This window comes from Streptomyces sp. NRRL S-378 (assembly GCF_000720645.1).
Lineage (GTDB): Bacteria > Actinomycetota > Actinomycetes > Streptomycetales > Streptomycetaceae > Streptomyces.
Genome location: NZ_JOBX01000008.1, coordinates 125780 through 140096, shown reverse-complemented (window position 1 = coordinate 140096; position 14317 = coordinate 125780). Strand labels below are relative to the sequence as shown.

Annotated in this window: 13 protein-coding genes and 1 pseudogene; 8 read left to right on the top strand and 6 right to left on the bottom strand. The window is 73.1% G+C overall.

Annotation, left to right across the window (positions count from 1 at the left end; genetic code table 11):
* Positions 1–49: 49 nt before the first annotated feature.
* The gene (locus IH80_RS0108050; RefSeq protein ID WP_030958851.1) at positions 50–550 is read right to left on the bottom strand and encodes a MarR family winged helix-turn-helix transcriptional regulator; all 501 of its coding nucleotides are present in this window, start codon (positions 548–550) and stop codon (positions 50–52) included.
* A gap of 100 nt (positions 551–650) precedes the next feature.
* Between IH80_RS0108050 and IH80_RS0108045 the strand changes: the two genes are divergently transcribed.
* From IH80_RS0108045 to IH80_RS39015, 8 genes and pseudogenes are all read left to right on the top strand, one after another.
* The gene (locus tag IH80_RS0108045; RefSeq protein ID WP_051808938.1) at positions 651–1865 is read left to right on the top strand and encodes a PP2C family protein-serine/threonine phosphatase; all 1215 of its coding nucleotides are present in this window, start codon (positions 651–653) and stop codon (positions 1863–1865) included.
* Positions 1866–1960: 95 nt separating this feature from the next.
* Entirely contained in the window at positions 1961–2503 is a 543-nt protein-coding gene (locus tag IH80_RS0108040) for a MarR family winged helix-turn-helix transcriptional regulator (protein ID WP_063757261.1), read from the top strand.
* 187 nt (positions 2504–2690) lie between these two features.
* Positions 2691–3983: a PP2C family protein-serine/threonine phosphatase gene (locus IH80_RS0108035; protein WP_078906375.1), complete on the top strand. Its 1293-nt coding sequence runs from the start codon at positions 2691–2693 to the stop codon at positions 3981–3983.
* Positions 3980–5686, top strand: a complete 1707-nt coding sequence (locus IH80_RS0108030) for a sensor histidine kinase (protein ID WP_324609398.1) — start codon at positions 3980–3982, stop codon at positions 5684–5686. The genes IH80_RS0108035 and IH80_RS0108030 overlap by 4 nt, the downstream gene beginning before the upstream one ends.
* Positions 5683–6138 carry a response regulator gene (locus tag IH80_RS0108025; protein WP_030958842.1) on the top strand — a complete coding sequence of 152 codons (456 nt, stop codon included), beginning with the start codon at positions 5683–5685 and terminating at the stop codon, positions 6136–6138. Before IH80_RS0108030 ends, IH80_RS0108025 begins: the two co-directional genes overlap by 4 nt.
* 86 nt (positions 6139–6224) lie before the next feature.
* A complete protein-coding gene (locus IH80_RS40665; RefSeq protein ID WP_234432162.1) occupies positions 6225–6587 on the top strand; it encodes an STAS domain-containing protein in 363 nt (120 codons plus the stop codon).
* Positions 6588–6742: 155 nt separating this feature from the next.
* Entirely contained in the window at positions 6743–7486 is a 744-nt protein-coding gene (locus IH80_RS40660; protein WP_051808933.1) for a restriction endonuclease, read from the top strand.
* Positions 7483–8745 (top strand): annotated as a pseudogene (locus IH80_RS39015) (phospholipase D-like domain-containing protein). The gene IH80_RS40660 and the pseudogene IH80_RS39015 overlap by 4 nt, the downstream one beginning before the upstream one ends.
* 18 nt (positions 8746–8763) lie before the next feature.
* Here the strand turns inward: IH80_RS39015 and IH80_RS44585 are convergent.
* From IH80_RS44585 to lanL, 5 genes are all read right to left on the bottom strand, one after another.
* On the bottom strand, positions 8764–8922 hold the full coding sequence (locus IH80_RS44585; RefSeq protein ID WP_158943316.1) for a hypothetical protein: 159 nt from the start codon (positions 8920–8922) through the stop codon (positions 8764–8766).
* A gap of 263 nt (positions 8923–9185) precedes the next feature.
* Positions 9186–10073, bottom strand: a complete 888-nt coding sequence (locus IH80_RS0108000; RefSeq protein ID WP_078906373.1) for an ABC transporter permease — start codon at positions 10071–10073, stop codon at positions 9186–9188.
* Entirely contained in the window at positions 10070–11149 is a 1080-nt protein-coding gene (locus IH80_RS0107995; RefSeq protein WP_037879163.1) for a daunorubicin resistance protein DrrA family ABC transporter ATP-binding protein, read from the bottom strand. Before IH80_RS0107995 ends, IH80_RS0108000 begins: the two co-directional genes overlap by 4 nt.
* A 222-nt stretch (positions 11150–11371) precedes the next feature.
* A complete protein-coding gene (locus IH80_RS45300) occupies positions 11372–11527 on the bottom strand; it encodes a VenA family class IV lanthipeptide (protein ID WP_167350579.1) in 156 nt (51 codons plus the stop codon).
* A 60-nt stretch (positions 11528–11587) separates the two neighbouring features.
* Entirely contained in the window at positions 11588–14248 is a 2661-nt protein-coding gene (gene lanL / locus IH80_RS0107985; protein ID WP_030958837.1) for a class IV lanthionine synthetase LanL, read from the bottom strand.
* Between the last annotated feature and the right edge of the window lie 69 nt (positions 14249–14317).

The following is a 14317-nucleotide window of genomic DNA, read 5'->3' as shown; positions in this document are numbered from 1 at the left end:
AAGCGGGACGGGCGGTCCGGGCGGTGCACCGCGTACCGCCCCGGCCGGTTCAGGCCGTCCTGGTGGTGAAGGACTCGGTGGACGGCAGCCGGAGCGGCTCCGCGACCGCCGCGCAGAAGTCGGCGAGGCCCGTCGCCAGGGCGGCCCGGGAGGCCTCCGGCATCGCGGCCATCGCCTCGGCCAGCACCTCCTGCCTGCGGGCGCGCAGCCGTTCGAGGTACGTCCGGCCCGTAGGCGTCAGGCGGAGCAGTACCTCGCGGCGGTCGTCGGCCCCGGGGTGCCGTGCGAGGAAGCCGACGGCCTGCAGCCGGTCGCAGAGCCGGGTGACGGACGGCGGGGCAGCCTCCAGCAGCCTGCCGAGCTCGCGCAGGTTCAGTTGGTCGTTCGCCTCGACGAGGAACAGCACTCGGGCCTGTGCGGAGGAGACGGGCGGGGCGCTGGCGGTGTCCCGGCCCCGCTCCCAGACCACCTCCAACAGCTCGATCAGCTCGCTCATCTCCGCCGCCGCCGACACGACGGGCCTCGGGGAGCCGATCGACCGCTGACTCATGTGACACTCCCTACCGGACTACGCGCAGCCCCTCCCCGGCGGACCGGCGGCTTCGTAGTCCCCCATCTTGGCAGTTGCGAGAGAGACAGGTGCGGGGCCGGTGACCGAAGGCGGAAGCGGTGGGAAGGTCGGGGGCGGCGGGGACGTCGAGCGCGTGCTGCGCGGCGCCGCCCCGCACGAACTGTTCGAGGCGGTCCGGGGCATCCTCGCCCGCGAGCACGGGGCGGCCGGCGCCGAACTGCTGATGGTGGACTACGCCTCGGCACGGCTCCAGCCCGTCACGGCGCAGCCCTTCACCACCGATTCCGTGTCGGCGTACAACAGCGACGAGGGGCGGGCCTTCGGCGCCCAGGAGCCCCATGTGGTGCCCGGGGCGGACGGGGCCGTCGTGCACCTGCCGGTGAGCGTGCGCGGCGACCGGCTGGGGGTCCTGAGCGTCCGCTACCCGGCCGGGGTCCCGGTCGCCGCACGCATCGGTCCGCTGCAGGACGTGGCCGACGCGCTGGCCCACGAGATCCTCGTCGCCGACCGCGACACCGACTTCTTCCTGCAGGCGCGCCGGGCCCAGCGGCTCACCCTGGCCGCCGAGATGCAGTGGCAGCTGCTGCCGGGGCGGTCGTGTTCCCGGCCCGAGTACCACCTCGGGGCCCAACTCGAACCCGCGTACGCCATCTTCGGCGACAGCTTCGACTGGTCGGCCTCCGCCGACCATCTGACGCTGACCGTCAACAACGGCATGGGCGAGGGCATCGACGCGGCGTTGCTGACCAGTCTCGCCGTCAGCGCCGTGCGCAACGCCCGGCGGGCCGGGCTCGGGCTCGCCGACCAGGCGGCCCTGGCGGACCAGGCCCTCTACGGCCAGTACCAGGGACGGCTGCACGTGGCGATGCTGCTGCTCCGCTTCGATCTGGACACCGGGGAGGTGGAGGTGATCGACGCCGGGTCGCCCCGGGTATGGCGGCTGCGCGGCGGGGTCGTGGAGCAGGTCGGTCTGGAGGCGCAGCTGCCGCTCGGCATGTTCGAGGACACGGTCTACACCTGTCAGCGCTTCTGGGTCCTGCCCGGGGACCGGCTGTTCTTCCTCAGCGACGGCGTGTACGACGTGCTCTCCCCCGCCGGGGAGCCGTACGGCCTGCACGCTCTGACGCGGGCGATCATGAACACGCGGCTGCTGCCTCCCTCGCAGGTGCCCCGGGCGCTGCTGGAGGAGCTGCCGGGGTACCGGGGCGGTGCGGACGCCTCCGACGACGCGATGATCGTCTGCCTCGACTGGCACGGCCGGACCGGTACGGAACCGGGCGGCGGCGAGCGGTAGCTGCGAGCGGTCACGGCGGCCGGTCACGGCCGCCGGTCACGGCCGCCGGTCACGGCGGCGGGGCCGAGCGCGCCGGACGGTGGCACAGTGGTGGCATGCCCCGTCCCAGCCGCTCCGGCGCGTACGAGGACCCGGCCGCGGCCCTCGCCGCCGCGGCGGAACTCCTCGCGGTGCTGCACGCCAGGGGCCAGGACGGTGTGACCCCCGCCGTGTCGCCGTCGCAGCTGCGGGCGCTGCTCGCCGTCGAGGCCTCCGAGGGGGGCAACCTGCGGACCCTGGGCGAGGTGCTCGGCTCCCGTCCGCCGTCGGTCACCCGGCTCTGCGACCGGCTGGAGGCGATGGGGCTGCTGACCCGCTCGCCCCACCCGTCGCGGCGCCGCGAGGTGGAGGTGCGCCTCACGCCCCGGGGGCGCACGGTGCTGGACGAACGGCGGGCGATCCGGGTGCGCGAGCTGTCGGCGGTGCTCGGGCGGATGGCGCCCGATGCGCTGGAGGCGCTGACGACCGGGCTGGCAGCGTTCCGGGAGGCGGCTGCGGGCTTGTACCCGGCCGCCGGGCCGCCCACGGACGCGGAGGCCTCCGCTCCGACGGCCCCGGGGCCGTCGCCGGCTCCGGCACAGGTGCCCGACAGCGCCTGACGGCCGCGGGCACCGCGGCCCCTCCTGGTCCGCGGGGGGTGGTTCACGGCCCGTCCGTGGGCATGGCAGACTCATTGAGTTCGTAAAATATTGCCTGACGGCAAATGATCACTCTAGGCTTGTCCGACGCAACCCGGCGTCCGTCGGGCGTCCGCCGTCCGAAACGAGAAGGGGCAGACGCGACGCCATGGTGAGCATTTCCGGGCTCGGGGCCCAGCGCCCGGCCGCCCGCACACCGCAGCAGCCGGTGGTCCGGCCCCGCCAGGCGTCCTCCGGAGAACCGGACGACTCGCTCGCACTGTGGAACGGCGTACCGCCGTACGTCCTGCTCATCGAGGACGACGAGGGCGACGCCGTGCTCGTCGAGGAGCTCGTGGAGGACAGCGGGATCGAGGTCCGCCTCGGCCGGGCCCGCTCCCTCGCCGACGCGCTGGACCTGCTGGAGGCCGAGGCCCCCGAGTGCGTCCTGCTCGACCTGCACCTGCCCGACGCCCGGGGGCTGGAGGGGCTGGAGAAGGTCCTCGCCGTGTCCGCCGAGGCCGCGGTCGTCGTCCTGACGGGCCTGTCGGAGGAGCGGGCGGGGCTGAGCGCCGTCGCCGCCGGGGCCCAGGACTACCTGGTCAAGGGCCGCCTGGAGCCCGACGTCTTCATGCGGGCCATCCGCTACGCGATCCAGCGAAAGCGCACCGAGCTGGCGGCCGCCGCCCTCCAGGCGGGCCGACTGCGCGCCGAGGAGAACGCGCGCCTCGAACGCGGCCTGCTTCCCACCCCGCTGCTGCTCGACGACATGGCGGACACCGTCACCGTCTGCGCCCGCTACCACCCCGGACGCGCCCAGACGCTGCTCGGCGGCGACTTCTACGACGTCGTCCAGACCCCCGACGGGGCCACGCACGCCGTCGTCGGCGACGTCTCGGGCCACGGCCCCAGCGAGGCGGCGCTCGGCGTGTGCCTGCGCGTCGCCTGGCGGTCCTTCGTGATGGCGGGCGCCCGCGGCGCCGAACTGCTCGGCCTCCTGGAGCGGATCCTGCTGGCGGAACGCTCCGGCCCGGAGATCTACGCCACCCTCGTCTCCCTCACCCGTCCCGCGGGCACCCACGCCGTATCCGTACAGCGCGCCGGGCACCCGGGTTTCCTGGTCCGCTCCGCGGCCGGCGTGGAGCTGCGCACCGTCCCCGGAGGGCCGGCGCTGGGCATCGTGCCCGGCTGGGGTGCCGGCTGGCCCGTCACCGACGTGGCCGTGGAGGCGGGCGGCGCCGTGATGCTCTTCACGGACGGCCTGATCGAAGGGCGCGTCGGCCCCGGCTCCGACCGCCTCGACGAGGACGGCCTCCTGGAGATCGCCCGCAAGCACGCCGACCTGCCCGCAGAGCCGTTCGTCGACACCCTGATCCAGACGGCGCAGGGCCTCGCCGCGGACTGGGGCGGCCTGGCCGACGACGTCGCCGTCCTCCACCTGGAATGGAACTCCCCCACGTGACTTCCCCCGCACAACCTCCCCAGACATCCCGAGGACGGGCCGCGGAGCGCCGAGGGCCGAGCCTCCAGGGCTGGCTGACCACCGTGCTGGTCGTGCTCGCCCTCATGGTCGTCGGCACGGGGGCGCTCGGCGCCACCCTCCTGTCCCACACCACCACGGCGGGGAACCGGCTCGTGGACCGGATCGTGCCCGCCCAGCGGGACGCCCTGCGGCTGGAGACGGCCCTGCTGGACCAGGAGACCGGGGTCCGCGGCTACCTGCTGGCCGACGAGCCCGCGCTGCTGGAGCCGTACGAGCGGGGGCTGGCCGACGAGACCGCGGCCGCGCAGCGCCTGGCCGCGGTCCTCGACGGCGACGACGACGTGCGCGAGGACCTGGCGGCGGTCCAGGAGGCCGCCCGGACCTGGCGCGAACAGTTCGCAGTGCCCGCCATCGCCTCCGTGGAGAACGGCACCGCCGCGCCCTCCCTGCAGGCCGGCAAGGAGCGTTTCGACGAGGTCCGCCGCCGGCTCGCGGCCCAGCAGACCCACCTGGACCGCATGCAGGCCGACGCCCGGACCACCTTCGGCGAGGCGCGCACGCAGCGCGACCACATCCTGCTGGCGATCGTCGTGGTCTTCCTGCTGGCGGGCTCCGCCCTCGCCGTCCTGCTCCACGTGGGCGTGCTGCGGCCGCTCGCCCTGGTGCGGACCGCCTCCCAGCGCGTCGCGGACGGGGCGTTCGAGGAGGAGATCCCCCTGCGCGGCCCCTCCGACCTCCAGGACCTGGCCCGAGCGGTGGAGGCCATGCGGCACCGGACCGTGGCCGAACTGAACGCCTCACGGCGCAATGCCGAGCGGCTCGACCGCATTGCCGTCGAGCTGGACGCGCAGACGGTGGAGCTGCGCCGCTCCAACGCGGAGCTGGAGCAGTTCGCGTACGTGGCCTCGCACGACCTCCAGGAGCCGCTGCGCAAGGTGGCCTCCTTCTGCCAGCTGCTGGAGAAGCGCTACGGGGACCGGCTGGACGAGCGCGGCGCCCAGTACATCGGCTTCGCCGTCGACGGCGCCAAGCGGATGCAGGTGCTCATCAACGACCTGCTGACCTTCTCCCGGGTGGGCCGCGTCCAGGACGCGCGCGAGACCGTCGCGATGGACGGCCCTCTGGACCGGGCCCTGCGCAACCTGAGCGCCGCGGTGGAGGAGAGCGACGCGGAGATCGTGCGGCCCGAGCGGCTCCCGGACGTGGTGGGCGACCCGACGCTCCTGACGATGCTGTGGCAGAACCTGGTGGGCAACGCCGTCAAGTTCCGCTCGCCCGACCGTGCTCCGCGCGTCGAGGTTGCCCTGGTCGACGGTCCCGGCGCGGAGCCCGGCTTCCACACGTTCACCGTCACCGACAACGGCATCGGCGTACCGGCCGAGTTCGCGGAGAAGGTCTTCGTCATCTTCCAGCGGCTGCACGGCCGGGAGACCTACGGCGGCACCGGCATCGGACTCTCGCTCTGCAAGAAGATCGTCGAGCACGCGGGCGGGCGCATCCGTATCGACACCGACCACCACGACGGGACCCGGATCGTCTTCACCCTGCCCGTCGCCGACACCGATGCCGAACCCGATGCGGATGCCGCCGCCGGCACCGATGCCGATGCCGACGCCACGGCACCCGTACCCGTACCCGTACCCGTACCCGAACCCGAACCCACCGAAGGAACCCGCCGATGAGCATCCCCGCAGAGCCCCGGGCCACCCCCGCCGAAGTCCTGCTGGTCGAGGACGACGCGGGCGACGAGCTCATGACACGGGAGGCCTTCGAGGACAACAAGATCGGAAACGTGCTGCACGTCGTGCGGGACGGCCTGGAGGCCCTGGACTTCCTGTACCGGCGCGGCGCGCACGCCGACGCCCCGCGCCCCGACCTGATCCTGCTCGACCTGAACCTGCCCAAGTACGACGGACGGCAGGTCCTCGAACGGATCAAGACGGACCCGGACCTGAACCACATCCCCGTGGTCGTGCTCACCACCTCGGCCGCCGAGGAGGACATCCTGCGCAGCTACAAGCTGCACGCGAACGCCTACGTGACCAAGCCGGTGGACCTCGACCAGTTCATCCGGGCGATCCAGCAGATCGACGACTTCTTCGTCACCGTGGTCAAGTTGCCCCGTACGCGCTGAGGGCGGTGGCCGGCCCGTGACGGGGCGGGCGGAAGGGTGGATTCGGCAATGCGAACACAAATGTGGGGAAGGCAGACGTGAACAGCATGGACACGCAGAACGCCGAGGCGCGCAGCCACGTCGAGACCCGGTCCGACGGGGACGTGCGCATCGTGGTGATGGCGGGCGAGTTCGACATGGACAACGTGGCCGATCTGCGGACCGCCATGGATCCCGCGGCGCCCGGTGTCACCCGGTTCGTCCTGGACGTCGCCGGGGTGACCTTCGTCGACTCGACCGCGCTCAGTGTGATGCTGCAGCCGACGCTGGAGAGGCCGGTGGTCCTGGCGGGGACCGTGCCCAGACGGCTGGCCCGGTTGCTGGAACTCACCGGTGCCGAACTGGCCTTCGCCACCGCCCCCAGCGTGGCGGAGGGCACGGCCATGATCGTCCCGCCCCGCCAGGGCTGACCCGGGACATCGGGATCGGATCCCCTCCCCCACCGGTTTGAGAACCGGAATCCCGGCCATACGGGCGTCGAACAGGCTTCGGCGTCCGCCACGGTCCGCGCTCCGGTCCCGGGCGGGGCCGGGGCCGGTGTGCCGGGGCGAGAGGGGGAACACTGATGACCACACCTGAGGAGGACGCGCCCGCGTCCGTACGCGGCTCAGGATCCCTGGGGCGGGACGCGGTGCTCGCGCTCGGGCTGCTCGGCATCGCCGTCGCAGGCGTGGCGGCCTTTCTGAAGGCCACTCCGGGGAGCGGGGGCGGGCTCCCGCTCGCTCCGGTCGCCATCCTCTTCGTGCTGGTGGCCGGTTCGCTCATGGCGCGGTGGAGCCTGGCTCCCGGCCGGCGCCGGGTCCGTGCCGTACGGCCCTCGGGGTACGCCGGGCCGCCGGCGGACCTGCCCGACGTCGGGGGCGAGGCCCTCGACCACGCAGCGGTCGACGCCGACGGTTTTGAACACGCGGTGGCCGCCCTGTGCGCACGGGACGGCTGCACCTCGGTGGAGGTGGTGGGCGGCGCGGGCGACCTCGGCGCCGACGTCCTCGCGACGACGGCGGACGGGCGTCGAGTGGTGCTCCAGTGCAAGCACTACGCCGAGGACAACCGGGTCGGCTCGCAGGACCTCCAGCGCTTCGGCGGAACCTGCTTCGCGGTCCACGAAGCCGATGTCGCCGTCATCGTGACGACCAGTTCCTTCACCGCGCCGGCCGCCGAGTACGCCGACGCCTGCGGCATCGTCCGCGTGGACGGCGAAGCCCTGGCCGCCTGGACCGAGCTCCGGGCGCCCGCCCCGTGGGAGTGCGGCACCGGCGGCCCCGCCTCCTCCCCGTCCACCACCCCTGCCCGAGGAGCCTCGTCATGACGACCACCGACACCGACGCCGCCCCCGCCGAGGGGACGGAGGCTCTCGGCGCGGGAGCCGATCCGCAGCGCGCGGCCGCCGCCGCAGACCGGGCCGCCCGCGCCGACGAGCGCATTCGGCGCATACGCCGACGGCTGGAGTGCCTGATCGGCATCGCCGCGACCGAGGGGAACTCCGTACGTCCGCTGCGCAACGGCGACGAGATCTTCACCGCGATGCTGGACGCCGTCTCCTCGGCCCGGCACACCGTCGACATGATGACCTTCGTCTACTGGAAGGGCGACATCGCCCGCAGGTTCGCCGAGGCCCTGGCCGAACGGGCGCGGCACGGCGTGCGCGTGCGGCTGCTGCTGGACGGCTTCGGCAGCCGTCTGATCGAGCAGGACCTGCTGGACCGGATGAGCACGGCCGGGGTGGACGTCGCGTGGTTCCGCAGACCCGTCTTCCTCTCCCCGCTCAAGCAGAACCACCGCTGTCACCGCAAGGTCCTCGTCGTCGACGAGCAGGTCGCCTTCACCGGCGGCGTCGGCATCGCCGAGGAGTGGTGCGGGGACGCCCGCAACCCGAACGAATGGCGGGACACGCACGCCGAGGTCCGCGGGCCGGCCGTCGACGGGATCGCCGCGGCGTTCGCCCAGAACTGGGCGGAGTGCCATCCCGAACTCTTCGACGACCGCGACCGGTTCGTGGATCACTAGCCGGCCGGCTCCGCCGTCGTCCAGGTGGTGCGCGGCTCCGCCGCCTTCGGATGGCAGGACATGCAGACGCTGATGCGGGTCGTCCTGGAATCGGCGGAGGAGCGTGTGCGCCTGGCGACCGCGTACTTCGCCCCCGACGACTACTTCGTCGAGCTGCTGTCCGCCACCGCCCGCCGGGGCGTGGGCGTCGAGATCCTGCTGCCCGGTCCGCACACCGACAAGCGGGTGTGCCAACTGGCGGGCCAGCACCACTACGAGGCCCTGACCGCCGCCGGCGTACGCATCCACCAGTACCAGCCCACGATGATGCACGCCAAGATCATGACGGTGGACGGGGTGGTCTCCCTCATCGGCTCGTCGAACTTCAACCGGCGCTCCCTCGACCACGACGAGGAGGTCATGCTCGCCGTCATGGACCCGGCCGTCACCCGCACCCTGGACGAGCACTACGACCAGGACCTCCGGGCCAGTACCCCCATCGCCCCGGAGCGCTGGCGCCGTCGCTCGGTCCTCCAGCGCGCCCGCGAACTCTCGATCCGCCCGCTCCGCCGCTTCCTGTGAGCGGCGGCGCCCCGCCGCTCACGGACAGGGGGGCACTCCCGTTCGGTCCAGGTGCTGCCAGAAGCCGAGAGGCAGGAACGCCACCTTCTGGAAGCGCCGGGACAGCGTCTCGGAGGAGTGGTCGGTCGTTTCGGAGACCTCGGCGTCGGCCAGGAACATGACGCGCCATGCGAACAAGGAGGGTGGGATGCATTCGGGTCGAACGCACGCAGGAATGCCGCTCGTCCATTCATCCGCGAGAAACCTCCACCATACCGCGCGCAGGCCCTCCTTCCGCAAAAGCCCGGATCCGATGCCAGGGAAGACGCAGAAATTCTCGGCGAAGGCAATACCGCCCCGCGGGGGGACGGATATTCGACACCGGCCCCTGCGGAATTCAGCCGGGGATGTCAGGGAGGCTCGTGCAGCCCGTATGGTGACAGGCTGTTACGGGGCCCGCCTCAGTCCGGGCGCTTGAAGCGGTGGGCGGCCCAGAGGAGCGCCAGGACGCCGGTCGCCAGGAGGGCCGCGGCTTCGAGGGCCGGCGGGGGACGGCTGCCGAACCATTCGATGCCCGCCGCGGTGGCCAGGTCCGGCAACCGGAGCGTGATGGAGCGGCGGAGCAGGTCCACCCCGTACGCGATCGGATTCACGGCGGCCAGGGAGCGGGCCCAGCCCGGCAGGCTGTCGAGCGGGAAGAACCCGCCGGACAGGAAGAGCAGGGGCATCATCACCACGCCGAGCAACATGTGGAAGACCTCGGCTCGTTGGAGGCTCACGGCCAGGGCCAGGGACAGGGCGGTGATGGTGAACGAGGCCAGGATCATGCCGGCCAGGAGCAGCGCCAGGAGCAGCGGGTCATAGGGCAGCCCCACCGCGCCGGCCATCGCGAGGAGCACCGCGCCCTGCACCGCGGCTACGGTCGTACCTCCGGCGCAGCTGCCCAGGAGCAGCGTGGTGCGGCTGACCGGTGCCATGAGGAGCTCGCGCAGGTAGCCGCTCTGCCGGTCGGTGATCATGCGGATGCCGACCATGATGGCCGGCGTCTGGACCGTCATCATCAGCATGCCGGGGAAGAGGTAGGTCTGATAGCCGACGCCGAGCGTCGATGTGGGGATCAGAGCGGACAGCCCGCCGCCGAGGACGAAGAGGTACAGCACCGGCTGGAGCAGCATGAGTGCGGTGTGCGTGGGCTGGGAGGACAGGCGCAGGAGGTCGCGGTGGACCAGGGCGTGGACCGCGCGCAGTTCACGCCGCAGCCGGGCCGGCTCGCGGCCGGGGGTGTCAGGGGTCGCGGGGGTGCCTGCGGCCCGGTGCTCGGGGGCGGGTACGGGGGCGGGGGCGGTCATGCGTCCTTCCCGGTTTCCGGCTGCGGGGGCCGTGCCGTGGTGATGCTGCGGCCGGTGTGGTGGAAGAAGACGTCGTCGAGGGTGGGAGGGGTCGCGGACGCGGCTCGTACGGGGATCCCGTGGGCTTCCAGCGCCGCGCACAGGCGGGGGATCCAGGCGCTCCCGTCGGGTACGCGCAGGCAGAGGCCGTCGGTGTCCAGGGTGAGGGCGGTGCCCGGCGGAGCGGTCTCGTGGACGACCTGGCGTGCCTTGGTGTCGTCGCCGGTGCGCAGCACGACCCGGTCGTCGCCGATCGCGGCCTTCAGGGCGAAGGGCGTGCCCTGCGCGACCAGGCGGCCCGCGTCGATGATGGCGAGGCGGTCGCAGTTCTCCGCCTCCTCCAGGTAGTGGGTGGTGACGAAGAGCGTGGTGCCGTGCCGTTCGCGCAGGGTGCGCAGGTGGTCCCAGACCTGGGCGCGGGCGTGCGGGTCGAGTCCGGTGGTCGGCTCGTCCAGGAAGAGGATGCGGGGCTCGTGCAGCAGACCGCGGGCGATCTCCAGGCGTCGGCGCATGCCGCCCGACAGGGTGCGGACCGGGGAGCGCCGACGGTCGGTGAGTGCGACCGCCTCCATCGTCTCGCCGATACGGCGGCGGGCGTGGCGGCGGCCCATCCCGTAGAGGCGGGTGTGGACGTACAGGTTCTGTTCGGCCGTCAGGTCCGGGTCCAGGGCGCTGTGCTGGAAGAGCATGCCGACGTTGCGGCGTACGCGGTCCGGCCGGCCGGCCACGTCGGCACCGGCCACGACGGCCTGCCCCGCGGTGGGGCGGGCCAAGGCGCACAGCATCGCGATGGTGGTGGACTTGCCGGCGCCGTTCGGGCCGAGGAAGGCGAAGGTCTCGCCCTGGCTCACGTCCAGGTCCAGGCCGCGGACGGCGTGGACGGCGGTGCCGTCCGGGCCCGGGTAGCTCTTGGCGAGGCCGCGGGTACTGATGGCGTACGCCGGTCCGGGCCCGGGCCGGGCGCTGTCCGGGTCCTCGGGGGCGGCTGTCAGGAGGAGGGCCTGAGCGGGGGCGTCGTCACCGGCGTGCGGCTTCATGGTCGGTCCTCGTCTGCGGGGTGTCGTCTGCGGACTCGGGGTACGGGTGTGGCCGGGGTGGGGGTCGGGGTGGTGCTCCGGCCGGTGGCTGCTGCGGGGCAGCCACCGGCCGGAGGTTGTCGGGCCCGTCTCACGGCGGCTCCGGCCGGGTCCCGCAGGGGGAACACCTGGTGTTCCCCCTGCGGTGTCCGGTGGCCGGGCCGAGAAGGCCCGTGATCGGGGTCAGGCGCAGCTGATGCCCACACAGACGGTGTTGAGGAGCGTCAGCAGGCCGACGCACTCGCAGGTCGCGGCGAACGGGGCTCCGTCGACGCCGACCGGGTCGGTCTCCGGAAGGGCGTGCAGGTGAGCCAGCAGTTCGAGGTCGCGGTTCTCCATGACTTTCTCCTTCTCTGTGACGTGGCGGCAGGGTCCCTGCCGCTCAAACCGGCTGCCGGATCAGATCATCCAGCGCCGGGGTCCTGTGTGGCGGATGCGCAGGAGGAAGGCCAGGATTCCTGCGGATCCGTCGCTCCAGCTCGTCGATACGTCCCCGTACTCGTTGGGGAAGACGACGTGGCGTGACCGGTGGGCCCGTTCGGCGACGACGAGTCGGGCCAGGTGTTCGGCCATGGTGCGGTACGCCGGATCCCCCGTGGCCTCGGCCATGTCGAGGAGGAAGTCGCCGTTGCCCGCGAGTCCGTGGCATTGGGTGAGGGCTGCCCGGGAGGCGCGTTCGACGACGGCGTGCGTCGCGCGGTGCGCGAGGTCGAAGAAGCGGTCGTCTGCGGTGGCCCGCCAGAGCCGGACGAGGAAGGTGCCGATGCCGGCCGAACCGTGGCACCAGTACGGGGCTGTGGGCGGGTCCGTCGCCTGCGCCGGCCACTGGGCGGCCTCGCCGACGAGGAGGGCGTGGGCCACCAGGTGTTCGCCCGCCGCGACCGCCAGCTCGGTGTACTCGGGCCGGTCCGCGACCGTCGCGGCGGCGAGGAGGAAGCAGCCGATGCCCGCGGTTCCGTGCGCGAATCCCAGGTAGCGTTTGCCCGCTTCCTCGGAGACGGCCTCCGCGGGAACAGGCCAGCTGACCCCGGACGGCTCGCGCCGCGCGGCCGCCGCCAGCCGGTCGGCGGCGTCGACGACCAGCTCGGCCAGGCGCGGGTCCTTGGTGCGGTGCCACAGGTGGGCGGCGGCGAGTCCGCTGCCCGCGCAGCCGTGGGTGATGTCGTGGCTGGGCGTCGGTGCCTGTGGCGCGAGGGCGAGGGCGAGTGCGTGGTCCACGAGGGCGCCGTCGCCGATGGCGTGTCCGGCGTCGTACAGCGCCCAGGCGGTGCCGCGGCCGCCGAAGTGCAGGCCGGGGCGTACGGATTCCAGGTCGGTGCGGGCCGCGGTCCAGTGGCCCGCGGTGGCCATTGCCTCCGGCAGGCGCGGGTCGCCGGTGGCCTCGAAGTACTGGGTCAGGACGGCCAGTACGCCGGCCGCGCCCTGCTGGACGGTGCAGGGGCCGGTCTCCCCCGCCATGGTGGAGACGGGCCAGAGCCGCTTGTCGTCGTGCGGGGTCATCGTATCGACGAGGTGCTGCACGATGCCCGCCACGGCGGTCTGCGTTCCGTCGTCGTCCGCGGTGGTGCGGTGCCCGGGGGCGGCGTGGTGGGGAGGGAGCTGCCGTTCCGTGCGCCGGAGCGCCTCGGCGGCCCTGGCGGGGTCCCACCTCTCGGCGGGGTCCTCCCGCATCAGGCCGAGGACGGTCTCGCGCAGTGCGTCCGGGAGGTCGAGCGTGGCGTCGCAGGCGGCCAGCCATGCGGCGAGCCGTTGCTCCGAGCGCCTGGTCGCGGGCTCCTCGGGCAGCAGGTTGGGGACCTTCCCGGTGAGGACGAAGCACACGGTGGCGCCGAGGCTGTAGTAGTCGGCGGTGGGCGAGACGGGTGCGTCCTGCAGGCGCTCGGGAGCGCTGAAGCCGGGGGTTCCGACCGTCGTCGGGAGGGCGGTGTCGTCCCCCAGGACGGCGAGCTCCAGGTCGATGAGGCGCAGTTCGCCGTCCGGTCGGACCATGATGTTGCCGGGGGTGAAGTCACGCAGGACACAGCCGCGGGCGTGGGCTGCGGCGACGAGGTCGACCAGGCGGGCCGCCTGGGCCAGGGCATCGGCGCGGTAGCGCTCGCTCCCGGCATCGCGGAAGTGTTCCGCGACCCAGTTGCGCAGGGGCGCGCCGGGTATTTCCTCCTGGGCCAGGAACAGGTGTCCCGCGTGCTCGAACATCGCGAGGGGCTCGGGTGCCAGGCCCGTGCCGCCCAGCTGCTCCAGGGTCCTCGCCTCGGCGCGCAGCCAGTCCCGTACGTCGGATCCGGACGCGTCGGCCTCCACGTGCGGCCGGGCCTCCTTGATGACCACGGGTGCGCCCGTGGTGACGTCCGTACCGCGGTAGACACCGCCCTTGTTGGTGTGGCGGATGGCCTCGCGGACCGAGAAGCGCCCGCCGAGCAGTACCGGCCCGCTCGCCTCCTTCCCCTTGCGCGGCGGGGCGGGGACCGAGGCGGGGAAGGGGCTGACGGCCCAGGAGGGCGGGGAGTACTCGCCGGTGCGCTTGTCCTCGACGGGGTTTCCGTCGGGGTCCTCGATGAACCACACCAGCAGACCGTCGTCCGAGAGCCGCCGGCGGCCGACGAAGGCCCCGTAGCGGTAGTGCACCAGACTGTTCACGGCGTAGGGCTGGTCCGACAGGATCCGGGGGCCGGCCAGCCCCGCCGTGGCCTGGTGCAGTTCCAGGGCGATGCGGGCCGCGTCGGTGTCCGAGCGGGGGTAGACGGTGATGAACTTGCCCGAGCTCCCCCGTGGTGTGGCACGGGAGTTGAGCGCTCCCACCGTCTCCAGGGACCGGGCGAACTTGAACGCCGAGTCCCCCTGCAGCAGCACGTCCAGGGATCTGGCGAGTACGGCGGGCGCGGAGGCGGACGTCGCCGACACGTGCAGCTTCCATCCCTGAGCGCGTTGCGTGGCGGTACGGGGGGTGAGGCGGCACCACATCTCGTCCGCGCCGGTGGTCCAGCGCGGGCCCGTACCGGAGCCGTCCAGCGCCCGGCGGAGCAGCTCTTCGAGGTCGACTTCGGTTGCGTGGCTCGTCATGCCCGTCCCTCTCAACGGCGAGGACCGCTGGTTGGAATATGCCTTCGGTAATGAAGAACGTATCGGCCG